Below are 22658 nucleotides of genomic sequence, written 5' to 3'. Positions count from 1 at the left end.
CACCAGCATCTCGGGAGGCCCGCCCTCTCCGGCGGAGCCACACGGGGTGGGGAATTCAGATGAGCATCACTGGGGAATTTCGATGAGCGCCGTCACGAGCACAGGAGTCGCATCCAGAAGTTCCCCAAAGCGTCGGCTCGCCGGTCCTGGACTGCCCGGTTCCCGTCGTCTCAGATGGTCGAATGAGCGATGAACTGTTCGAACACGAGACCAAGACCGAACTCAGCCGCGAGGAGGTCGCACAGCGACTCCGTGAACTCGCCGATGCGATTGCCCGGCACAACGAGGTCTCGTTCGTCCAGAACAACAAAACCGTGCGCGTCGACATCCCGCCACGGGTTCAGTTGAAATTCGAGATCGAGCGTGGCGAGGAGTCGGAGATCGAAATCGAGATCTCCTGGTAGCGGGAACAGGTCACCCGGGTAATCGAAACCCCCTCCGACGCAGGTCGGAGGGGTTTCTACTTGTGGAGCTAAGGGGACTCGAACCCCTGACCCCCACACTGCCAGTGTGAAGTCGGGTGCACTCGGATGTCTAGTGCGTATCGCCTTGTCTTGCGCGACAAGGGATTACGTGATTGTAGGTCTAGGCCGTGTCGGGTGGTGGCTCGGAGGCATAGGACAGAGTTAGGACACATTTATCACTGTCCTAGCGTTGGCCGAGGTCGGATTCGTTCAGGCTCGACGGTGCCACCGATCCCGAACACGCGCCAGTGATCCACCTCTGCGCCGGGGATGTCGGGTAGGTCGAGACACCGTTGCATTGTGGCGAAGATGGTGTCGGCCGGTAGCGCTACCTCCCCGACTGCACGGAGATTCGTTCCGGGATCTGGCGGAAGCTTGATATACGCGACATCGGGTGAGGCGTAATGCGGACGGGTCGTGAAGCCACGGTTGACAAGTTGCTCCCTCATCCATGGGAGTGCCCCGCGAAACGCCTCCACAGTCTCGGGGACGACAACAAACGGGAGCAATTCGTGAGCGTTCGGCTCTTGTATGACTGCCGCAAACGCCGAGTACGCCGCTATCACGCCACGGTTGCCCTCGGCCTCAATTTGTGCGAAGGACCGTTCTTCCGATCCCTCCAGGTATCCCTCGCCCCATTCGTGAATGAAGTCGAGAGCCGCTATCGCGGCCGCTGGCTTGCGTACGTCTAGGCCTGGGTAGTCGAGTCGTAGGACTGCCTTGTCTCCGCTCACCAGCATTGTCGCGTCTGAATCCTGGAACAGAGCAACCAGATAGTTGTCGTCGGGGTCATCGCAGACAAGGGGGATCTCATTGTCGGGTCGGTCATCGACCCAGTCGGCCACGATGCTCACGGCGTCAACGAAGTCGCGAACGTCATCGAGTGACAACCAACGTCGGAACTTCTCTCGCTCCAGCCGGGTCTCCAACTCGTCGCACAGATGATCCGACATGATGAGCGAGATTCGACCCCGCCGAGCAAGGTCGATGAGTTGTGCAGAATGGCCACTTGGACTGAGGGCCGCGCTGATGAGAGCGTTGGTGTCCAGCACAAGGACAACGGTCAACTATCCGCTACCTCCGGCTACCGGGCGTAGACGCCCTGGCGACGCTCCCGCCGGATGCGCTCGGTCTCGGCTTCGACTTCCCCGAATGCCGTGTCCTCGGGCAGTTCGCCCCGCTCCCGTACCTTGCCGTAGACGGCATCGAGAACAGCACCAGCCAGTGCGGCGTCGTCACCCTTCACTCCATAGCGTGCAGACAACCGCTTGAGAGCGTCGGCGCGCCTATCTCGCCTGCTCATGGGTTCCTCCTCCGCGTGGTGTCCAGCAAGTCTACCTATCCGACGACAGATGCGTAACGCGAACGACCTCGATGCCCAGATAGGCGGTTGGGCATCGAGGTGGTTGGTCATGCGGTCCGCGGGTTACGCGGCCGCGCGGCCACGCTCTCGAAAGCGGTAGGACAGAGTTTAGGACAGATCGGCCGTGTGCGAGTTCGTCTAGGACAGAAAGAAACCCCCTCCGACCGATGTCGGAGGGGGTTTCTACTTGTGGAGCTAAGGGGACTCGAACCCCTGACCCCCACACTGCCAGTGTGGTGCGCTACCAGCTGCGCCATAGCCCCGTATGCGGTTGTCGAGCCGGCCGAACCGGTGCTCCGCCCTCAAGAAGGGCACTGGCGAAATTACACCATCGGGGCTCAGGCGACCAAATCCCCCGACCAGGCATCGGCGGTCAGCGATGGATGAGCTGGTCCCAATTCGCGGGCACCCGGTCGCGTGGACCCGGCACGGTTTGATCGGCCGGGTGTTCGGTGGGTGGCACGAGCGCGGGTCCGCGAGCGAAGTCGCCGCTCCCGTAGTCGTAGAACCAGTCTTCACCGGGCTCGAAACTCTGCACGATCCGGTGACCAGTGCCCTCGGCGTGGGCGGTCGCGTGCTGCGACGGCGAGGTGTCGCAGCAACCGACGTGGCCGCACGCGGCGCAGCGTCGAAGATGGACCCACCACCCTCCGGACTGCTCACATTCTTGACAGCCCGGCCCACTCGGTGGGACGTCGGCGTTGATCTGCTCAACCGGCTCGCTCATGACCCCACGCTAGACCTCCACGCAGGTGAATGTGTCCCTCCCGCCGGCATTCGTGGAGGTCGGAGAAGCGCCCATCCCCTGGCGAGGTGACGTTGTTGTCTCACCAGCCCTTCGAGGCTCGTCGCTTGCGCTCCTCGCACCTCAGGAAGCGGTGGGTGCCGGCGTCGCTTGCGCTCCTCGCACCTCAGGGAGCGGTGGGTGCCGGCGTCGCTTGCGCTCCTCGCACCTCAGGGAGCGGTGGGTGCCGGCGTCGCTTGGGCTCCTCACACCTCAGGGAGCGGTGGTGGCGACTCGCCGAGCGGTGTTAGCTCACGGAGCGGATGCGACTCTTCGGGTCAGGCGTTGTCCGATCCGATGATGTCGTTGAGCCAGTTGGTGTTGCTGATGTCGACGGCCTCGCCGTTGTGCAGGACCGTCGGGGTGCCCGCTTGGTCGCCGAGGACCTTCTGCAGTTCCTCGAACGACGCGGTCGCCTTGTCGCCCGCTTCGCCGACCTTGGCGCCATCGGCGATGCACTTGGTGGTCGCGGGTGATGCGCCCTGTTCACCGGCGATGCGGGCGAGATCGGCGTTGGTCAGGTCGGAGCTGCCGCCCTCCTGGGGTTGGTTGCTGAACAGCGCCGAATGGAACTTGAGGTACACGTCCGTGTTGCCCTCGGCGGCGACGCAGGTCAGGGCGCCCGCGGCACGCACCGAGTAGTCACCCGAGGCCGACTTCTGGTTCAGGAAGTCGAGCGTGTGGAACCGCACCCGGATCTTGTTGCCGGTGATCGCGGCGTTGATCTGCTGGCCGTACTGCTTCTCGAACTGCCCGCAGATCGGGCACAGCGGGTCTTCGAAGAGGTCGATCGTCGGCGCGGTGCCCGGCCCGGCGATCATGGTCGCGTTCGCGCTGAGTGCCGAGTCGTCGGCGCTGCCCTTGTCGCGCTGGCTCCAGAAGATCCCGCCGATCACCAGCGCAGCCACCACCAGAATGGCCAACCCGCCGAGGATGTAGGTCATGCGGCTGGAGTTCGCACTCGGCTGATACTTCGACTTCGTGGTCTTCGGCACCGACGCCCCGGACTTGCGCTTGTCGTTCACGACGCTTCTTTCTCTCGGATTTCCTGCACTCGACTCTATCGGTCCAAAGATAAGAATCGGCTGGTTGATTACGATCACACCGTGAGTGACCCGCCTGCCGAGGAGTCCGGCCCCGAAGAGGTCGGCCACGTCCACGCCAACGTGGCCGGCGGTCGGGTGCGCGCAGCCACCTTCGGCGCGATGGACGGCCTGGTCACCAACATCAGTCTGGTCGCCGGTGTCGGTGGAGCCGGCGCCGACGCGCACACCATCGTGCTCTCCGGCGTCGCTGGGCTCGTCGCCGGCGCGTTTTCCATGGCGCTCGGCGAATTCACCTCGGTGTCGACGCAGAACGAGCAGGTCGACGCCGAAGTGCGCGTCGAACGTGACGAGTTCACCCGCCACCCCAAAGCAGAGCTCGACGAACTGATCGACGAGTTCGTCGGAATGGGCATGACCGAGGAGACCGCGACGGCCGCCGCCACCGAGATCCATCAGGACACCGAGCGGGCGGTCGACTTCCACATCACCCAGGAGCTCGGCGTCGATCCCGTCGAACAGCCGTCCCCATGGGTAGCCGCGGTCTCGTCGTTCCTGATGTTCTCGATCGGCGCGGTGATCCCGCTGATCCCCTACCTGCTGGGCTTCTCGTCGTTGACCGCCGGTCTGCTCGTCGGCGCTGCCGGACTCCTCGTGGCGGGCGGCCTCGCCGCCTACGTGACCCGACATCCCATGTTGCGAGGCGCCCTGCGACAGTTGGCCTTTGGCGCCATAGCCGCGGGCGCAACCTATCTCGTCGGCTGGCTCATCGGGGTGCCGGGCGCCGGCTGACCCAGCTCATCCCTGCAGCGCTGCGTCGACGACCTGTTGCGCCTCGGTCTGCACTTGCGCGAGATGCTCTGCCCCCTTGAAGGATTCGGCGTAGATCTTGTAGACGTCCTCGGTGCCCGACGGCCGCGCCGCGAACCACGCGTTCTCGGTGGTGACCTTGAGTCCGCCGATGGGCGCGCCGTTTCCGGGCGCCTCGGTCATGATCGCCGTGATGGGTTCGCCCGCGAGTTCGGTCGCACTCACCTGCGACGCCGACAGCTTGGCGAGCACCGCCTTCTGCTCCCGCGACGCGGGGGCATCAACGCGTGCGTACGCACTTTCGCCGTACTCGTCGGCCAACTCGCGGTACCGCTGCGACGGCGTCTTGCCGGTCACCGCGAGGATCTCCGACGCCAGCAACGCCATGATGATCCCGTCCTTGTCGGTGGACCAGGGACTGCCGTCGAACATCAGGAACGACGCACCTGCGCTTTCCTCGCCGCCGAAAGCAATACTGCCGCTGAGCAATCCGTCTACGAACCACTTGAATCCCACCGGCACCTCGAGCAGCGGCCTGCCGATGCCGTTGACCACCCGATCGATCAACGACGAACTCACCAGCGTCTTGCCGACCGCCGCACTCTCGGCCCACCCCGGTCGGTGGGTGAAGAGATAGTCGATGGCGACCGCCAGATAATGATTCGGGTTCATGAGTCCGCCGTCGGGCGTGACGATGCCGTGCCGGTCGGAGTCGGCGTCGTTGCCGGTGGCGATGTCGTAGGAGTCCCGCGCAGAGATGAGTGACGCCATCGCATTCGGCGATGAACAGTCCATGCGAATCTTGCCGTCGGTGTCGAGGGTCATGAACGAGAAGGTCGGGTCGACCGTCGGGTTCACCACCGTCAGGTGTTGCAGGTTGTACCGAAATCCGATGCCTGCCCAGTAGCCGACGGATGCACCACCGAGGGGATCGGCGCCGATGTGCACCCCGGCTTCGCGGATCGCCTCGAGATTCACGACGTCTTTGAGCCCGTCGCAGTAGTTGATCAGGAACGAGAACTCTTTGACGAACTCCCCGGATCGGGCCTGTTCGAACGGGATTCGCTTCACATCGGCCAATTTGTTCGCCAGGATCTCGTTGGCACGCGCGGCGACCACCGAGGTGATCGTCGTGTCCGCAGGTCCGCCGCTGGGCGGGTTGTATTTGAAGCCGCCGTCGCGCGGCGGATTGTGCGACGGCGTGACGACAATCCCGTCGGACAGCACGCCCGGATTGTCTCGGTTGAACGTCAGGATGGCCCGGCTCACCGCGGGAGTCGGTGTGAACGAGTCACTTTCGGCGGTGAGCGTGGTGACCTCGTTGGCAGCCAGCACCTCGAGAGCACTGCGCCACGCGGGAATCGACAACGCGTGCGTGTCGAAGCCGATGAACAGTGGGCCGGTGATGCCCGCGCCACGCCGATACTCGACGATCGCCTGCGTGGTGGCCAGGATGTGGGCTTCGTTGAATGCGGTGTCCAGGCTCGAACCTCGGTGCCCGGAGGTTCCGAACACCACTTGCTGAAGCGGATCACCCGGGTCCGGCACGTTGTCGTAGTAGGCCCGTTCCACGGCCGCTACATCGATGAGGTCTTCGGGCAGGGCCAACGTACCAGCGCGAGGATGTGCCATGGTTCGAATTCTGCCACCATGACACGCCTGCGCGCAGCAACGATAGCGTGTTGATCGTGTTGATGAAGTCGCCGAGCAATCCCCGGCTGATCGTCCTGGTGGCACCGGGTGGGACCGATCGCAGCTACCGCCCATTCAGCCCATGGCAGAGTTCGGCCCTGCGGATGTACCCGTTCACCTGGTCGATCCGTGCGCGCTTCGGCCGGGCCGTCGCAGTCCGCCAGCTGCGCTACCGCGTCTACGGCTGGAACGGCGACCAGGCCAGTCCGATGCTCTACGCCCGGGCGGCGCTCGAGGACATGTGCCGTCAACACCCCGGAGTGCCGGTAGTCGTGATCGGCCATTCGATGGGCGGCCGCGTCGCCGCCGGTCTTGCCGAGGATCGACGCGTCGTCGGGGTGCTCGGACTGGCCCCGTGGTGGCAGTACGCCGATTGGCGGTTCATCAACCCGGGTGCCCGCGTGGTCGCCGTGCACGGCGACGCCGACGAGCGCACGTTCGCACGCCGCACCCGCAAGGGCATCGAGGAACTGCGGGCGCAGGGATTTCGCGCCGAGTTCGTCCCCGTGCCCGGTGGGGGCCACTCGATGCTCGACCACATCCTGTTGTGGCAGGGCGCCGCTCTCGCGTTCGTCCGGCAGGCACTGTCGGATCAACGTGGCTGAACGCTTTGTCGCGCTTGCACCACACCGTCGAATTCGACGTAGGTATCGCCCCGCAGCACGTACAGCGGATCGTCCCCGACTTCGGAGTACGCCTCGCGACGTAGCTCGGTCCGTGTGCGCTTGAACGTCGACGTGTGTTCGAGATGGTCGACGATCCGGACGAACAGCGGCACCGCGTAGCCGGGCAAGTTCGCGCGCACGCGCTCGGCGAAACCGTCGGGATCGAATTCTGCGTCGGCCTTGAGGCTGACGGCAACCATGCCGGCCTTGCCGTCGGCATCGGGTATCGGCACCCCGAAGACAACCGCCTCGTCGACCTCCGGCTGAGCATCGATGACGGCTTCCACCTCGGTCGTCGCCACGTTCTCCCCCTTCCACCGAAAGGTGTCACCGATCCGGTCGATGAACTCGATGTGCCAAAAGCCTTGGTCGCGAACGATATCCCCGCTGTTGAACCAGCTGTCACCCTTCTTGCGCGCATCGGTGATCACCTTTCTGCGCGACGCGTCCGGATCGGTGTAGCCGTCGAACGGGATGAGTTTGTTGATCTCCGCGATCAGCAGGCCGGTACCGTGCCGTCCCACCGGGATCACCCGTCCGTCCGGGCCGCGCAGCGGTTCGCCGGTCTCCTCGTCGTACTCGACGATCGCGTACTTCATCGGCGAGAAGCCGGCCGTCCTGGACAGTCCGAAGATGTTGATGAAACCGATGTTGGCTTCGCTCGCCGAGTAGAACTCCACGACCCGGTCGATGCCGAAGCGCTCGGTGAACTCGTCCCAGATGTCGGGGCGCAACCCGTTGCCGACCGCCAGGCGCACCCGATGCGCGCGATCGGTCGGTCTCGGTGGCTGCGCAAGAAGGTATCGACAGAGTTCGCCGATGTAGCAGAACGCGGTCGCATCGTTCTCGATCATCTCGTCGAAGAATCGCGACGCCGAGAATTCTCGGCCGACCGCCAGACAGGCACCCGCCACCAGGACTGAGGACACCGAGACCGTCAGCGCGTTGTTGTGATAGAACGGCAGCGCCGTGTACATGACGTCATCTGATCGAAGCCGGATGCCGAATCCGCCGATGCCACCCATCGCGGCGAGCCAACGATAGTGACTCATCTTGCTGGCCTTGGGATATCCGGTGGTCCCGGAGGTGAAGATGTAGAAGGCGGTGTCGTCGGCCGATATCGTGTCGGTCACCGCCGGATTCTTCGACGAGCAGCCTGTGGCCCGACGATGCAGATCGGCGAATTCCATCTCGATCGGCGGCCGCGCGGTATTGGACACCGACTCCAGCGCTTCGAACAGATCATCCTGGTAGACAACAATCTTCGCGTCGATGAGCCCGAGACTGTGTTCGAGCACCTGGCCGCGCTGATGGAAGTTCAGCATTCCGGCGATCGCGCCGATCTTGACGATGGCCAGCATCGTGATGACGACGTCGGGATGGTTGCGGGAGAGCACGGCGACCACGTCGCCGCGCGAGATCCCCTGGCGTGTGAGGAGATCAGCGATTCTGTTGGCGTGCTCGTTGGCTTCCCGGTAGGCGATCGATCTGCCTTCGAAACGAAGGAAGTCGCGGTCGGCGAACTTGTGGGCGTTCTGCGCGAATCGCTTGCCGATGGACATCTTTGCCGTCGGCAGTTGCGGAATCGCCGACGGCAGCGCTCGCAGCATCGTCGGGATGTCGCCGCACAACGAGGCGATCCCGCACACCATGTCTCGCAGCCCGATACTCTGCCCTCCGCTGTTGTCCGGCATCGCTTCTCCTGCTCACTTGCCCGGTATCGGTGCCACTCCCCCGCTGATGTCGCTGATCCGCCAGCCGTTCTTCTCGATGGTGATCGGGTACAGCGCGGTGGTCTTGACCCCTTGAGGCGACTGTACGTTGCTCGTCGTGACGTCCACGAACACCTGAACCTCGTACTTGCCGTCGTGCTGCGCGGTGATGTCGCTGCCCACGAGCGACCCCGTCGACGTCCACTGCAACTGTCCGAGCAGGTCGCGCAACGCCGGTTCGCTGCTCGAGAACTGCCCGGCGAGGCGGTCGTTGACGCCGCGGCGCAGGCTGGCGAACCAGGGGTCGAAGTTGCGGTAATCGATGTGAGCGGCAGCCACCGCATAGTCCGCGGCCACCTGCTGAGCATGCAGTGCGTCGGCATTCTGCGATCGTTCGGCATCGAGCTGGGTTTGCAGCGATCGCATCTGCCAGAGCGATACTCCGGTGACGACCAGCAGCCCGACGATCACCACGGCCGCGGCCCACCGGATGACACGTGGCGACCGCAGGGTGCTGACAACACTCGAGCTGCCCGTGGTGCCGGCATCGGACGGCTTCGACTTCGCCTTGGACACCGCCGCTTCGGTTACGGGCGCTTCGGTAGCGGCTGCTTCGGTCTCGGTTTCAACGGCGTCGGGGATGGCAGTGTCGCTGTCGGCTACCTCGACGGCGCCGGGGTCGTTGTCCTGCGTCACTTCGGTGTCGTTGTCTTTCATGGGTTCTCCCGGGTCGGAGGATTCTCTTGATGAGCTTGTGTCTTCGGTGCGATCGGGGTTCATCGTGGCGGCACCACCCGTATCCGGAGCACGCCGTTCTCGTCGACCACCTGCAGGCCCGCTGCGGCAACCGCCGCCAGATTCACGCGCGCCGCGGGCGCGACCGCCGTCAGGGTGGGTTGCAGGACGCCGATGATGGCGGCCGCGTCGGGCATGGTGGCCGCGAGGTACTCGCCGATCTTCTTGGTGAACGGGATGATCACGTCATACCAGCCCACCGCGCCCTCGGTGGCGGTCGCCAGACCCGGCAGCAGGCTCCACAGCGTCGCGAACGGCACGTTCATGTGCGCAAGCTTCGGCGCGGTCTCGCGCAACACCGGCCCGATCCGATCGGCCCGTGAGCGCAAGAGAAGTTGTTGCACATGGTCGAACACCCCGGAGAACTCGGTCCGATAGGTGGTGACGGTGCGGGCGGTGCGCTCGGCGAAGTCGCCGATGCGGGCCAGGTCGGCATCCCGGCCCTGCCACCCCGACGTGATGGTGCGGGCCAGCTCTTCCAGCGTCTCCGGGTCGAACTGCCCGGTCAGACCCCGCATGTGTGCCAGCATGTCGGCCACCCCGATACCGGGATCGATGTTGTCGCTCAGCACATCTCCGTCCGAGATGTAAGGTCCGTCCGCATCGGTCGACGAGAACTCGACGTACTGTTCGCCGACCATCGACAGGTTCGCCACCCGAATGGATGCGCCGGCCGGGATGTCGGCATTTGCGTCGATGCTCAGGTGGGCGCGCAGACGGGTGCCATCGGTGTCGATCGACGTCACCTTGCCGACCTCGATCCCGTTGTACAGAACCGCCGAATTCGTCTGCAGCCCACCGGACTGCGCGAGCTCGACGATCACAGAATCCTTCTCCGCCAGCGGGTTCACCCGCAGCACACCGACCGAGAGATAGATCGTCAGCAGGATCGACACAATGACAAGCAGCACGAGGCCACCAATGGCGCGAGACTGCTTCATTTTACGGCTCCGATCATCCGCAACACCGCCGCGACGGTCGAGGTGTCCACGGTCGACGGACCGGTTCCCCGACCGTCGGCGGTGGTCACGTCGACGACGTCGACCGACGGACTTCGCAGCCAGGGAACGATCCGATCCCGCAGCAGGGCGTCGACCCGTGCGATGTCCGACGGCGCACCCGAATCGAGGCGTACCGCGGTGTCCACCAACGGATTGACCACAGCTATCAGGCCTTGCAGCGTTGCGTATCGCGGCACCACCAGGTCGCCGATCGGGACCACGTTGGGGCCCAGGGCATTCAAGACATTGGACAGTCCGAGGAAGGCCGACACCGCGCCACTCACGCGGCGCGGCCCGAATTCGAAGGAGAATCCGAGGGCAGCGGCGTTGGCGTCGAGAGTGCGCGAGATCTCGGCCACCGACGCGATGATCTGCCGGATCGACGCGCTCTCTGATGTGCTGCGCGCGATAAGTGCGCGCAGCACCTCGTTTCCGGTGTCGCGGTCGGTCACATCGGCCGGGAATGCGTTGTTGGCGTTGGTGATCAATCGTTGCAGTGTGGCGACCGTCCCGCCGTTGGCGAGCGCGGCGACGCCGCCGAGCAATTCCTCGACCTGGGGCGCGACCGAACTGTGCGCGAGATCGATCACGCCGCCGTCGGGCAGGTCGGAACCCGCACGTGATTGCGGCGGAGTCAGCGCGATGTAGAAGTCACCGAGCAGAGTGGCCTGCCGCAACTCGGCGGTGCTCCCGACTGGGATCGCAACGGCCTCCTCGACGTCGAGCATGGCGATGGCGACACGACGTCCGTCGCGTGTCCCCAACCGCACCTCGCGGAGCACGCCCACCCGAGTGCCGTTCAGCAGAACCTTGCTGCGCGCCGGAAGATTGAGGACAGAGGCGAATTCGACCGACAGGGTTCGGCTCGCGCCGTCCACCCGCGTTCCGGGCAGCGGCAGATCGGTCGGCTGCATCGAGCAGCCGGACACCATCACCACCACTGCCGCAATCAGAGTGAGCACGAGTCGTCGATTCCGACCGTTCATCTTCACCGCCCTCCCCGCACCGTACCGAGCACCATTGCGACGAGCGCGAGATCGACGGTGTCGGTGCGTCCGGCGACCGGACGACACGCTCCCGGCATCGCGGCATTGACCGTGCGGCACACCACGGGCGACGACGCGGCAACCCGAACCCGCGGGGGCGCGACCGTCACGCCACCGGCCTTGGCACCCTGAGCGAGAATGCGCTGCAACCCTGCCGACACCGGCGGCAGCTTGCGCAGGATGCCCACGATGGTCTCGACCGGTACGCGGTCGAGCAACGGGACGAGCACGTCGAGCACCTTGAACACGTCTGGCGAGTAGGTGCGAATGAGACGCAGCAGTGACGGTGTCAGCTTGGTTGTGTCGACCACCGCCGGGTTCAGCACGGAGAACCATTCGTCGAAGGTCACTGCGAACTCGCCGAGCTTGGTCAGTCCCAGTTGCAAAGCAGGCCAACGCTCGACGAAGAATCCGGTGAGTTCGCCGACGTTGGTCAGCAGGGACCGGAGTTGTGCGTCGCGCAGTGCCGGATCACCCAGCGCCGCAGCAAGTCCCCGGACGGCATTGTTGAAGTCCGGACCGGTCCCGCGCAGCGACTCGTTCACCCGGTTCATCGCGTCACGCACGATGTCACGCCCGCGCCCCGACGTCGACGCGGCCGCGGTCACCTCCCGAGACAGTTTGTCGAAGGCGGCGTACGCCTCGCTGACGCTCTTCGGTGTGTGCGTCCGATCCAGGGGGATGCACTGGCTCAGATCCCACGCCGGACCGGTGACGCGACCCGACGGAAATTCCAGATGCCGGTCGGTGACAATGGAGTCCGACGTCGTCACCGCGGACACGTCGGCGGGCAGCTCGACACCGTCGTCGAGGTCGAATCGCACTTCGACATGGCCCTGCGACGGTGCGATCGACGTGACCTCGCCCACCCGAACGCCGCGCATGGTCACGTCGTTGCCGGGATACAGCCCGACGGCATCGGCCATCTGGGCGCAGCCGCTGCGACCGTCGGTTTCGTCGCCGAGGAACATCGCCGTCACCGACACCACGAGTGCGATCGCCACGAGTGCGCTCAACAGGATCCTCGGCCGTAAGAGTCGTGTCACTTCCTCAGCACCTCCGTCCCGCGCTGGGGACGCAGAGTCCGCCACGGGCCAGGCTTTGCGGCGTCACCGTGACGCCGGGCACCTCGACCACCACCGCCGACCTGTCCACGCCTGCTGCGCGTCCCGGAAGGCCGAGTGCGACAGCGACATCGGAGACCACGGTCCTCAACTTGGCCAGCAGCTCGTCGATTCGGCCCGGCTGCTGCTGCAGCGTCCGCACCATCCCGAGCACCTGTTGCAGCGGCGGCTCGATGGTTCCGGTGAATGCATCGACCGGCTTTCCGATGAACGCGAACAGCGCGCCGATCGATCGGACCGTCTCCACGCCTTCGGCTTTCACCTGGTACGCCTTGGCTCCGACGAAGCCGATGAGGCGCAACATCTCGACCAGGCGCGCCCGCCCGCTGTTGAGCCCGGCCATGTACTCGTCCGTCAGGGCGACGGCGGCGTCGAGGTCGCGGCCCCGACCGCCGATCGAGGTCGTCAGCTTCCGCATGTCGGCGATGATCTCGCGGATCGCGCTGGGCTGACCGTCGAGCGCCGCGGTCACCTTGTCCAGGGTCTGCGAGATGGTCACCCCGTCCACGCGGTCGACGACCTGTCCGGAGTCGGCGATGACGTCGGCAAGGGTGTAGGGAACGGTTGTCCGATCTACCGGTATCGGATTGCTGCCCAGCGGGTTACGACCCGCCGGGCGCAGGGCCACATAGTGGCCGCCGATGGCGGTGAGCAGTCGGACGTCGGCGGCACTCTGGTCGCCGATCGCGAGGTCGTCGTCGATGCGCATCGTGACGTCAACTCGGTCGGGATGCAGCGTCACCTTTGACACCTCGCCCACGGTCACACCGGCGATCCGCACCTCGTCGCCGATGCGCAGTCCGCCGCTGGTCTCCAGTCGCACCGCAATCTCGCGATGCCCGAAAGGATCCAGATAGATCACCCCGCAGACCACGGCCAGCGCGATGGCCACCACTATCCCGATGAGACCGATCCGCACCTGTCTGCGCTCGACCGATCGTTCGTCGCGTCGCACCTGCTGGGTCATCGGCACATCACCACCGGCACGCCGGCCAACAGCACCTTGGTCATCGGCGACGGAATCGCCTCGCCCTGTGAGCACGTCAGCTTCTTCTGCGCTGCGACGCGCAGTGACCCGTCGAGCGCGTCGATGAGTGACGGCACCTGCGCGAGCAACGCGGTCGCCGAGTTGACCCCCGGTACCCACGCGCGCAGCAGACGGTCGACGTCGGCATAGTTGCCGTAGTAGGCGCCCTCGAGTTGGCCGAGTAACTGTCGCACCGGACCCAGGCTGCGAGCCGCGAGCCGCATCGAAACCTGCGTCTTGTCCGCGGACGCCGCCAACACCCCGAAGGCGTCACCCATCCGCGCGATCAGATCGTTCAACCTCGGTGACTTGTACCGGATCTCGGCGGCCACGCGCCCGAGCTGGGTGATGATGGTCGCGATCATGGCGGAGCGGTCGGCGACCACGCCGGTGAGTTGTCGCAGCTGTTCGAGAACGGACCCGACGTCGGGACCGCGGCCTTCGACGACGGCAAGGATGTTGGTCATCAACGAGTTCAGCTGTTCGGGTTGAAGCGTGCCGAACAGCGGTCGCAGACCGTTGAACATCTCGGTGATGTCGAACGAACCGACCGTGCGCGCGACGGGGATGACCTCCGACGGCGGCGTCGTCCCCTGTCCGGCGCCGTCGGTGGTCAGGTCGATGTAGCGTTGCCCGACCAGGTTGACGTAGCGAATGGCAACCTGGGTGTTGGCGTACACATGACTGGTCGTCGTCACCGAGAATCGCACCTGCGCAGTCATTCCCCCACTACTGCGACCGTCGGTGCCGGTCAGTTCGATGGACTCGACCTTGCCGACCCGCACACCCAGTTCGCGCACGTCGTTGCCGACGGAAAGTCCGGAGACGTCGGTGAACTGCGCTGTGTAGGTCTGCTGGTCACCGGACACCGATGGGTTCAGGGCCTCGACGATCACCCACCCGGCCACCAGCATGGCAACCACGAAGACCACGAAACCCGCTGTTGCCCAGGCACTCACTCGATTCATCGGGTACCGCCCATTCCGGCGAGCACGGAGGTGATCTGCGGGAGCGATGCGAGCGTGGCCCCCACCCGGAGACGAACCGCTCCGCTGTCCTTGGGGAACGCGCGCTCGAGCCGGCCGATCAGCTCGTGAATGTCGGCGGCCGACGCCGGCACGGTGGAGAGGGTGTAGCCCAGGGGCGCACCGAGAGTCAACGACGCGTCGAGGACGGTGGCGAGTTCACGCGGGTTGTGCCCGACTACCTGCCCGAGGGTGATGAAGGTCTGCACCAGGCCGGTGAGCGCACCGGTCACCTTGGCGGTTTGAACCGGATCGGCATACATCTCGGTCTTTTCCACGAGCGTGGTGAACAGGTCGACGAAGGGTTCGGCGAGACGGTCGGCACCGTGCAGGGTGTCCGCGGAGATACGCAGCACATCGGCGAACGGCATCCGCTGATGTTGTTTGGCCAGAACGAACAGTTCGAAGCCGCCGGATATCAAGGGAGACAACTGGTCCACCACCTGATCGAGGCGATTGATCATCGCATTCACGTCGTTGCCGGTGAGGGTCGTGGTGACGGACCCGATGTCGCGGAGCACCGCAATGGCCGACACCCCGGCGGAATCCGCGTCGACGGCGACGACGTCACCGGCGCGGACAGCGGGCCCCGGAGCGACCGGCGTCAACTCCACGCCGACCACGCCGAAGATGTTGGAGGGCACAAATCGTGCCGTGAGTTGTCCGTCGATCCCCCGCGCCTGATCGGCGTCGAGTGCGACGGTCATGCGCTGCTGTCCATCGTCGGTCACCTCGACGTCGTCGACACGCCCCACCAGCAGTCCCCGGTACTTGACGTCGGCCCCGGCCGTGAGACTGTCGGCCACTTTCGCTGAGGTGAGGGTGATCTCGACGTCATCGTCGAACGCGCGCTGCGCATACAGCGCGATCGGGATGGTCACGATCGCGACGATCGCGACCATCGCGAGACCCCACACCGCATGTCGGCCGGTGCTGAGGCCACGGCCGGAGTGATCGACGGGCGGGCCGATCATCCGGAGAACCTGAATCCGACGTCGGTGCCCCAGAACACCAGGGTGAGCAGCATGTCGAGGACCACGATCAGGATGAAGCTGAACTTGATGGCGCGTCCGGTCGCCGCGCCCACGCCTTCGGGCCCGCCACGCGCGTAGAAGCCCTGATAGCCATGCACGAGGACCACCGCGACGATGAAGACGACCACCTTGATGACCGCGTAGAAGACGTCGATCGGCCTCAGGAAGGCGTTGAAATAGTGCTCGTAGGTGCCCGACGATTGGCCGTGGAATCCGGTCACCACCCAGGCGCACGTGAGGTACGCCAGCACCAGCGTGATCAGGAACAGCGGGATGATGGTGACCACCCCGGCAATAGCACGGGTGGTCACCACGAACGGAATGGGCGTCACCGCTTGGGCTTCGAGGGCGTCGATCTCCTCGGAGATGCGCATCGCGCCGATCTCGGCGGTCATTCGACAACCGGCCTGCGCGGCGAAACCGATGGCGGCGACGATCGGTGCGATCTCGCGCGTCGTCGCATAGGCCGAGAGGAATCCGGTGAGCGGTCCCATCCCGAACATGTCGAGAGATCCGAAGGCCTCCACGCCGATCGAGCCACCGACCGATGCGCCCAGCACCACGAGCACCGCGACCGTACCGCCGCCGACGATCACCGTCCCGCTGCCCCACATCATGTCGCCCAACACCGCGAGTGTCTGATTTCGGTAGTGGCGCAACGTATGTGGAACCGCTCCGATCACCTGAGCGGCGAACCGCAACTGATGGCCGAGCATCGCGAGCAACCGGCCGGGCAGACTTGCCGCGTCGGCCAGCCGGCGGGCGCGGGGATGCGCGTTAAGATAGAGGTCCAGACCCGTCATCGCCTCACCCGATTCATCGCCTCACCCGATCCGGTTCTCTACGAACATCGAAAGAATCTGCGTGGCAATCAGGTTGAGCACAAAGCTGGCCACCACGGACAGGACGACGGCCGCGTTGACCGCGTCGGCCACCCCGCGTGGCCCGCCCTTGGCCTCCAAACCACGCTGACAGGCAATCGCGACCACGACGATGCCGAAGATCTCGGCCTTCGCCAGCGCCGCCCACAGATCGGTCAGTCCGGCAAATTCGCCGAAGGAGCCGATGTAGCTGCCCGCGGCGCCACCCTGGAACGCCACGTTCACGAAGTAGCCGGTCGACACACCGACGAAGATGATCTCGATGCAGATGAGCGGTGCCACCACCATGACCGCGAGCAGGCGTGGGGCGATCACCCGGCGCGCCGGATCCATGCCCATGGTTCGCAGGGCGTCGATCTCGTCGCGGACGGTGCGTGCGCCGAGGTCGGCCGCCACCGCGGAACCCACGGCACCGCCCATCAGCAGCGCGGTCGCGATCGGCGCTCCCTGCCGCAAAACCCCGAGTGCACCGGCCGCGCCGGCCATCGACGACGCGCCGATCTGTGCGGTGAGGCTGCCGACCTGGACCGAGATGATCACCCCGAACGGGATGGCGACAAGAGCTGCGGGCAAGGCTGCGACTCCGGCATAGAACGTCGTCTGGCGATACGCCTCCGACCAGGGGAATCGCCGCGTGACGATGTCCCGCGCACCCCAGCCGAGCGACACGGTCACCAGGTCGAGAAGTCGTCCGAGCGTCGCGACGGACGACCGCACCATCTGCACCGGCCGTCCCCGCGACGCTTGCTCGAGAATCCTGAAAGCCACCTTGGTTCCCCTCCGCACGACAGTTTTGCATGAAAAACCAAAACTGTGTTCATTTTCAGAAATTTCCGGTCGGAGTGGCCCTGAGCGCCTGTTTTCGTACAGACTGAACCAATGATCGAATCAACGCCGACGGCGCACGACGCGCCCACGGGCCCTCTCGACGGGATCACCGTGCTCGAACTCGGCACTCTCATCGCGGGCCCACATGCGGCCCGGCTCCTCGGCGACATGGGCGCCGACGTCATCAAGATCGAGCCCCCGGGTCGGCCCGATCCGATCCGCACCTGGGGTCAGGCCGAGGTGGACGGCCACCGCTTCTACTGGACCGTGCATGGCCGCAACAAGCGAGCGGTCACACTCGATCTGCGCAGCGGCGCCGGCCGCGAGTTGTTTCTGCGGCTCGCCGACCGCGCCGACATCATCGTCGAGAACTTCCGCCCCGGCACCCTCGAGCGGCTCGGCATCGGACCCGACGTCCTGTCCGAACGCAACCCGGGCATCGTCGTCGTCCGGGTATCCGGTTACGGCCAGTACGGACCCGACGCGACCCGCGCCGGCTATGCGTCGGTCGCCGAGGCGGCGAGCGGCTTACGGCACCTCAACGGTTATCCCGGTCAGCTGCCGCCGCGACTTGCGCTGTCTCTGGGCGACACCCTGGCCGGCATGTTCGCCGCGCAGGGCGCACTTGCCGCCTTGTATCGGCGGACCGTGACCGGCAAGGGGCAGGTGGTCGACACGAGTCTGCTGGAATCCTGTGTCGCCGTGCAGGAGTCGGCCATCGCCGACTACGACATGGGCGGTGTGGTGCGCGGACCGTCGGGTACCCGGCTCGACGGCATCGCACCGAGCAACCTCTACCCCACCAAGGACGGCACGCATGTGATCATCGCCGCCAACCAGGACACGGTGTTCGCGCGGCTCTGCGCGGCGATGGGGACACCCGAGCTCGCCACCGACGAGCGGTTCGCCGACCACGCCGCGCGGGGTCGCAACCAGGACGAACTCGATGCCCTGATCGGCGAGTGGTCGTCGCAGCTGACGACGGTCGAACTCACCGACACGCTGCAGGCCGCGGGCGTGGTGGTCGGTCCTGTGAATACGGTTGCCGACGTCGTCAACGACCCACATCTGCAGGCGCGCGGCATGATTGCCGAGCACTACGACACCCGGGTCGGGCGCACGGTCCTCGGACCCGGTGTGGTGCCCCAGTTCAGCGAGACGCCCGGCGGCATCCGCTCGGCCGGACCGCCCGAGCCCGGCTCCGACAACGCCTCGGTCTACGGCGAGTTACTTGGCTTGTCCGACAACGAAATCGCCGATTTACAGCGGACAGGGGTCATCTGAATGGTTGCCACACCCAAGGGCCGTCGTACCGAGGCCGCCTTTCATCAGGCCGCACGACAGGTGTTCGCGGAGAAGGGTTTTCTCAACGCGAAGATCTCCGACATCGCCTCGGTCGCGGGACGCTCGGCGGGATCGTTCTACAACTACTACGAGAACAAACAGCAGCTTCTCGAAGCGCTGCTCCAGACATTCAACGAAGACGTGCTGGAGGGCACACGCGAGCGACTCACCTCCGATCCGCGGGCGAATGTCGAAGCCGCAGTGCGCGTGTACTTCGAGATGTACCGGAAGTATCTGCCGGAGATGATCGGCGTCTTCCAGCTCTCCATGACCGACGAACAGTTCGCCCAGTGGTGGCGGCAGCGTCGGGCCGATGGTATCGGTGCGGTCCTCAAGGTGGTTCGATCGGTCGAGAAGCAGGGCGTGCCAGTCGATCTCGATCACGGCGTGTTCGCGTCGGCGATCGTGTCGATGATGGAGTCGTTCTGCTGGACCTGGTATGCGGCCGGGGGCGACCCGGGCGTCGACACCCACGACGACGAGGTGGCCATCGCCACCGTCGCCGAGATCTTCCGTCGGGCGATGTACAACGGCCGGTGACGAAGACCACAGTCCACTTTAGCGAAACTCGCATTTGATTTGGTAACTTCATCCCATGTCTCTCATCGCGACCGGGCTCTCGCGATCGTTCCGGGGTCACTTCGCCGTCGAGCATGCGGATATCGCACTGCGCAGCGGAGTGATCCACGGACTCGTCGGCCCCAATGGCGCAGGTAAAACAACACTTCTACTCATGCTCGCGGGTCTGCTCGCTCCCGACACCGGCCAAATTCTGCTCGACGACGAACCAGTCGGACCAGATCGAGCGCGGCAGGTGACCGGCTGGATGCCGGATGTGTTCGGTACCTGGGATGCCCTGACCGCCAAGGAAATACTCACCACGTTCGCCCGGCTGTACGGCCAGACCGCCCGCGACGCGAAGAGCCGGGCAGACGAATTGCTTGCGATGGTTCACCTGTCCGAGTTCGCCGGCAAACCAGCACATGTACTGTCCCGCGGCCAGAAGCAGCGGCTCGGATTCGCCCGCGCACTGGTGAACCGGCCTCGAATCCTCCTCCTCGACGAACCCGCGTCCGGGATGGATCCTCGGTCGCGACTCGATCTGCGTGACCAGCTCCGAGAGCTTGCCGACGGCGGATGCACCGTGCTGGTGTCGTCACACATCCTGTCCGAGCTGTCCGAGATGGTCGACGACGTCGTGATGATGACGGAAGGGCGGACGCGTCCGACGGGCGCCGCGACCGGCCACTCGTGGCGAATTCGTCTGCTCGGACAGACATCCGCCGAGGCCGAAACGCTGGAGTTCGCCGATGACGAAGCCGCCGCCGAGCACCTGACCCGGCTCGTCGCCCATGGTGCCCACATTGCCGAATTCTCCCGCGTGAGCAATGAATTGGAAGACGCGTACCTCGCCCTCGACCCGGAGCGCCGATGACCCTCACCACGGAGAGACAGCAGCATCACGCCGGCCGCAATCGGCTGGGCGCCTGGCTGAGCATTGTCCTGGTCGTGATCGGCCTCGAGCTCCGCCAACGCCTCCGAACCACTCGATGGAAGGTGACTCTCGGAGCGTTGTTCGTGTTCGTCTCGATCGTGGTGTTCGGGTCGCTGTACCTGACCGTCGGCGTCTTCGAAGCGACATACAAGATCTGGGCCACCAATTTCTACATGATCCTGGTCTCGATTCTGTTGTTCTGCGGAATCGTGCTGGCTCCAACCCTGTCGGCGACGTCGATCAACGGCGACCGCAAGGACGCCACCCTGGCCGTGGTTCAGGACACCACAATCACCCACTGGCAGTTGGCCCTTGGCAAACTGATCGGCAACTGGGCATCGTCGATGACGCTGGTGGTCCTCGCCCTGCCCTACCTGATCTGGGCCGTCATCGCCGCGCCGTACGGGATCTGGCCCGGCCTACTCGGCATATGCGTGGTCTCGGTGCTGTTCGCCTGCTACTGCGGGGTCGGGCTGGGCCTGTCGGCCGTGAGTGCGCGACCGGCCGGTTCGGCGGTACTCACCCAAAGTGTCGTCTTCTTTCTCATCCTCGGCCTGCCCGCGATCTTCGGACTCCTCTTCCCGTCCACGGCGCATCGGCACGAGGTCACGCGACCGCACGAAAGTTTGGTCTCCGCGGCACCGAACGACTACGAGAACGCGGAATGGAAATGTGAGGACAGGACAGAGAACGAGGAGTTTCACCACACCGAACGGACCTGGTGGCTACTGGCCCCCAATCCCTTCCTTCTCGTGGCCGACGTCGTCGCCGACCACGACTATCCCGATACGTACTCACCCCGACTCGGTTCGTCCGACTACAACACGGACACTCCGGATCCGTCCGCCGCCCAGTCCATCGCCGCCGCGCTCTCAAGCAGCCGGGCAGGCCCGTTCATCGCGGATCGGTATTGCGGTGACCGCTACCAGCTGAGCAACGATCAAGCCCGTGCGCAGTCGTACTGGTACCGCTCCAATGAGCACGAGCTGTCGCGCATCGGCGACAGCTGGTATATCGGACTGGCCATCACCATTGTCATCGGCGGAATCGGTCTCATCATCGCGGCGCGTCGATTGCGCGTCCCGATTCGCAAGCTGCCCAGGGGAATACGGATCGCCTGAGCGCACTGAGGTCACCGCCATGACTCCCGGGCGACGCGAAGGAAGTTGCCACCGAGTACCGCCACGATGTCGGCATCTCGCCAACCACGCTCCGCGAGATGGGTTCCCAGCGACACAAAGGTTTCCGGCGGCATCCATTGGATCGGACCCCACCGCGTGTACGACTCGTCGAACGCCTCCGGGTTGGCCGCGATCTCGGCGTAGAAGTCGTCCTGGTCGAAGGAGTGGTCGGTGCTGACACCCACATGATCAATGCCCACATGCTCGACGGCGTACTCCAGATGGCGGGTCATCGCCTCCAGCGTCGGAGTGTTGGGTCCCAGGAAGATTCCGACGCCCGTGATTCCGACGACCCCGCCCGTCTGAGCACACGCGCGAGCCTGGTCGTCGGTGATGTTGCGCGGGTGATCCCACAGCGCTCGCATACATGAGTGGCTGTAGATGACCGGGGCGGTGGAGATCTCACACATGTCGAGACCAGTACGCGCGCTGCAGTGCGAGCCGTCGGGCACCATCCCGACGGCGTTCATCTCCGCGACCAGTTGTCTCCCCCACGCGGTCAGGCCCGTGTCCTCAGTGTCGAGACACCCACACCCGGCGGTGTTGGCGTGGTTGTAGGTAGGCAGCATGGTGCGGACGCCGCGATCGTAGAACGTGCGCACGTTGTCGAGATCACCGTCGAGCGAGCCGCTGTCCTCCAGATCGAAGGCGACGGCAAGCCCGCCTGCGCCGGTGACTGCCTCGATCTCCGTTGTGGTCGCCACCATCTCGGCATCGTCGAGTGCCGCGATCGATGCGCGGAATGCGTCGGCGAGCGCCAACGAATCTGCGAGGCTCTGCGGCGAGTAGCCGACATTGATCGAAACGTACGTCCCACTGCCGTGGCGGAACCTGTTCAGTACTCCGACGTCGGCGTCGGGCCGCAGTGGCAGACAGGCGTGCTGGTCCCAGAGGAGTGTCATCTGCGTCGATGGTACGCGGGATGGCGATAATCTCTGGTGCCGTTGACATGCTGCTCGCAGAAACCGCACTTGTCGCCAGAAACCGCAGGTGTGGCCAGAACCGCTGGTGCGCCTCGGGTTTCTGACCAGACACGCGGTTTCTGACATCGCGACACGCCGACGACGCCTCCGGGGGTGCGAAGCGGCCGTCGCGGCCAACCATCACAGAGACCTCACTTGTGGTCAGGGACCGTCGGCAGTTCCGAAGGTCTCTGACCAGAAACGAGGTCCCTGTCGCAGCGGTCCTCGGACCCTAAGCAGGCTGGGTGAAGCCCTTGCATACCCCAGTTCAGGAGGCCGAAAGCAGTACTCTTCGGATCAGCGACCCACCCGCCGACGTCGTCGGCGATCGTGGAGCCCGGAAGAGCGGGGCCGCCCATGCGGCCCGGAGCCTCCGCGCGGC

23 protein-coding genes and 1 tRNA gene are annotated in these 22658 nt (G+C 65.2%); 7 read left to right on the top strand and 17 right to left on the bottom strand.

Features of this window, described 5'->3' with window-relative positions; translation table 11 throughout:
* Nucleotides 1-182: 182 nt before the first annotated feature.
* A complete protein-coding gene (locus ACWDTF_RS23745) occupies nucleotides 183-404 on the top strand; it encodes an amphi-Trp domain-containing protein (RefSeq protein ID WP_355275244.1) in 222 nt (73 codons plus the stop codon).
* A 236-nt stretch (nucleotides 405-640) separates the two neighbouring features.
* Here ACWDTF_RS23745 and ACWDTF_RS23740 read toward each other — a convergent pair whose 3' ends face one another.
* From ACWDTF_RS23740 to ACWDTF_RS23720, 5 genes are all read right to left on the bottom strand, one after another.
* Nucleotides 641-1516, bottom strand: coding sequence for a putative toxin-antitoxin system toxin component, PIN family (locus ACWDTF_RS23740; RefSeq protein WP_449755168.1), 876 nt, complete (start codon nucleotides 1514-1516; stop codon nucleotides 641-643).
* A 32-nt stretch (nucleotides 1517-1548) separates the two neighbouring features.
* On the bottom strand, nucleotides 1549-1767 hold the full coding sequence (locus tag ACWDTF_RS23735) for a hypothetical protein (RefSeq protein WP_355275242.1): 219 nt from the start codon (nucleotides 1765-1767) through the stop codon (nucleotides 1549-1551).
* 250 nt (nucleotides 1768-2017) lie between these two features.
* Nucleotides 2018-2090 (bottom strand) — tRNA-Ala (locus ACWDTF_RS23730).
* Between the two features lie 110 nt (nucleotides 2091-2200).
* Nucleotides 2201-2554, bottom strand: coding sequence for a UBP-type zinc finger domain-containing protein (locus tag ACWDTF_RS23725; protein ID WP_449755166.1), 354 nt, complete (start codon nucleotides 2552-2554; stop codon nucleotides 2201-2203).
* Between the two features lie 335 nt (nucleotides 2555-2889).
* A complete protein-coding gene (locus ACWDTF_RS23720) occupies nucleotides 2890-3636 on the bottom strand; it encodes a DsbA family protein (protein ID WP_449755165.1) in 747 nt (248 codons plus the stop codon).
* 81 nt (nucleotides 3637-3717) lie between these two features.
* On the opposite strand from ACWDTF_RS23720, the gene ACWDTF_RS23715 reads away from it, so the two are divergent.
* Nucleotides 3718-4446: a VIT1/CCC1 transporter family protein gene (locus ACWDTF_RS23715; RefSeq protein ID WP_240861120.1), complete on the top strand. Its 729-nt coding sequence runs from the start codon at nucleotides 3718-3720 to the stop codon at nucleotides 4444-4446.
* 6 nt (nucleotides 4447-4452) lie between these two features.
* Here ACWDTF_RS23715 and pgm read toward each other — a convergent pair whose 3' ends face one another.
* Nucleotides 4453-6096 carry a phosphoglucomutase (alpha-D-glucose-1,6-bisphosphate-dependent) gene (pgm, locus tag ACWDTF_RS23710; protein ID WP_240861118.1) on the bottom strand — a complete coding sequence of 548 codons (1644 nt, stop codon included), beginning with the start codon at nucleotides 6094-6096 and terminating at the stop codon, nucleotides 4453-4455.
* A 62-nt stretch (nucleotides 6097-6158) separates the two neighbouring features.
* On the opposite strand from pgm, the gene ACWDTF_RS23705 reads away from it, so the two are divergent.
* On the top strand, nucleotides 6159-6761 hold the full coding sequence (locus tag ACWDTF_RS23705) for a serine aminopeptidase domain-containing protein (RefSeq protein WP_240861141.1): 603 nt from the start codon (nucleotides 6159-6161) through the stop codon (nucleotides 6759-6761).
* Here the strand turns inward: ACWDTF_RS23705 and ACWDTF_RS23700 are convergent.
* From ACWDTF_RS23700 to ACWDTF_RS23655, 10 genes are read right to left on the bottom strand one after another with little or no spacing between them, the layout of a single operon-like run.
* Entirely contained in the window at nucleotides 6749-8515 is a 1767-nt protein-coding gene (locus tag ACWDTF_RS23700; protein ID WP_355275235.1) for a long-chain-acyl-CoA synthetase, read from the bottom strand. The genes ACWDTF_RS23705 and ACWDTF_RS23700 overlap by 13 nt on opposite strands.
* A 12-nt stretch (nucleotides 8516-8527) precedes the next feature.
* On the bottom strand, nucleotides 8528-9250 hold the full coding sequence (locus ACWDTF_RS23695; protein WP_240861115.1) for a hypothetical protein: 723 nt from the start codon (nucleotides 9248-9250) through the stop codon (nucleotides 8528-8530).
* 59 nt (nucleotides 9251-9309) lie between these two features.
* Nucleotides 9310-10269 (bottom strand): MlaD family protein, encoded by a 960-nt coding sequence (locus ACWDTF_RS23690; protein ID WP_355275233.1) that lies wholly within the window; start codon nucleotides 10267-10269, stop codon nucleotides 9310-9312.
* Entirely contained in the window at nucleotides 10266-11315 is a 1050-nt protein-coding gene (locus ACWDTF_RS23685) for an MlaD family protein (RefSeq protein WP_355275231.1), read from the bottom strand. The genes ACWDTF_RS23690 and ACWDTF_RS23685 overlap by 4 nt, the downstream gene beginning before the upstream one ends.
* Nucleotides 11316-11317: 2 nt before the next feature.
* A complete protein-coding gene (locus tag ACWDTF_RS23680) occupies nucleotides 11318-12391 on the bottom strand; it encodes an MlaD family protein (RefSeq protein ID WP_449755164.1) in 1074 nt (357 codons plus the stop codon).
* 34 nt (nucleotides 12392-12425) lie between these two features.
* Entirely contained in the window at nucleotides 12426-13466 is a 1041-nt protein-coding gene (locus tag ACWDTF_RS23675; protein ID WP_449755163.1) for an MlaD family protein, read from the bottom strand.
* On the bottom strand, nucleotides 13463-14494 hold the full coding sequence (locus tag ACWDTF_RS23670; RefSeq protein ID WP_449755162.1) for an MlaD family protein: 1032 nt from the start codon (nucleotides 14492-14494) through the stop codon (nucleotides 13463-13465). The genes ACWDTF_RS23675 and ACWDTF_RS23670 overlap by 4 nt, the downstream gene beginning before the upstream one ends.
* Nucleotides 14491-15525 (bottom strand): MlaD family protein, encoded by a 1035-nt coding sequence (locus tag ACWDTF_RS23665; protein WP_449755161.1) that lies wholly within the window; start codon nucleotides 15523-15525, stop codon nucleotides 14491-14493. The genes ACWDTF_RS23670 and ACWDTF_RS23665 overlap by 4 nt, the downstream gene beginning before the upstream one ends.
* A complete protein-coding gene (locus ACWDTF_RS23660; RefSeq protein ID WP_355275221.1) occupies nucleotides 15522-16388 on the bottom strand; it encodes an ABC transporter permease in 867 nt (288 codons plus the stop codon). Before ACWDTF_RS23660 ends, ACWDTF_RS23665 begins: the two co-directional genes overlap by 4 nt.
* A gap of 21 nt (nucleotides 16389-16409) precedes the next feature.
* Nucleotides 16410-17186, bottom strand: a complete 777-nt coding sequence (locus ACWDTF_RS23655; RefSeq protein ID WP_449755167.1) for an ABC transporter permease — start codon at nucleotides 17184-17186, stop codon at nucleotides 16410-16412.
* A 159-nt stretch (nucleotides 17187-17345) separates the two neighbouring features.
* Between ACWDTF_RS23655 and ACWDTF_RS23650 the strand changes: the two genes are divergently transcribed.
* Genes ACWDTF_RS23650 through ACWDTF_RS23635 form a run of 4 tightly spaced genes read left to right on the top strand, consistent with a single transcriptional unit; the run spans nucleotide 17346 to nucleotide 21254 of the window.
* On the top strand, nucleotides 17346-18578 hold the full coding sequence (locus tag ACWDTF_RS23650; protein ID WP_449755160.1) for a CaiB/BaiF CoA transferase family protein: 1233 nt from the start codon (nucleotides 17346-17348) through the stop codon (nucleotides 18576-18578).
* Nucleotides 18579-19178 (top strand): TetR/AcrR family transcriptional regulator, encoded by a 600-nt coding sequence (locus ACWDTF_RS23645; RefSeq protein WP_240861095.1) that lies wholly within the window; start codon nucleotides 18579-18581, stop codon nucleotides 19176-19178.
* A 55-nt stretch (nucleotides 19179-19233) separates the two neighbouring features.
* Complete coding sequence (locus ACWDTF_RS23640) at nucleotides 19234-20073, top strand: ABC transporter ATP-binding protein (protein ID WP_449755159.1); 840 nt, start codon at nucleotides 19234-19236, stop codon at nucleotides 20071-20073.
* Nucleotides 20070-21254 carry an ABC transporter permease gene (locus tag ACWDTF_RS23635; RefSeq protein WP_355279859.1) on the top strand — a complete coding sequence of 395 codons (1185 nt, stop codon included), beginning with the start codon at nucleotides 20070-20072 and terminating at the stop codon, nucleotides 21252-21254. Before ACWDTF_RS23640 ends, ACWDTF_RS23635 begins: the two co-directional genes overlap by 4 nt.
* Before the next feature lie 11 nt (nucleotides 21255-21265).
* Here ACWDTF_RS23635 and ACWDTF_RS23630 read toward each other — a convergent pair whose 3' ends face one another.
* Nucleotides 21266-22216 (bottom strand): dipeptidase, encoded by a 951-nt coding sequence (locus ACWDTF_RS23630; RefSeq protein WP_355279857.1) that lies wholly within the window; start codon nucleotides 22214-22216, stop codon nucleotides 21266-21268.
* Nucleotides 22217-22658 lie beyond the last annotated feature (442 nt).

The sequence above is a fragment of the Gordonia sp. NPDC003422 genome (assembly GCF_053588675.1).
The sequence above is the reverse complement of the archived record's forward strand: the minus strand, read 5'-3'. Positions and strand labels throughout refer to the sequence as shown.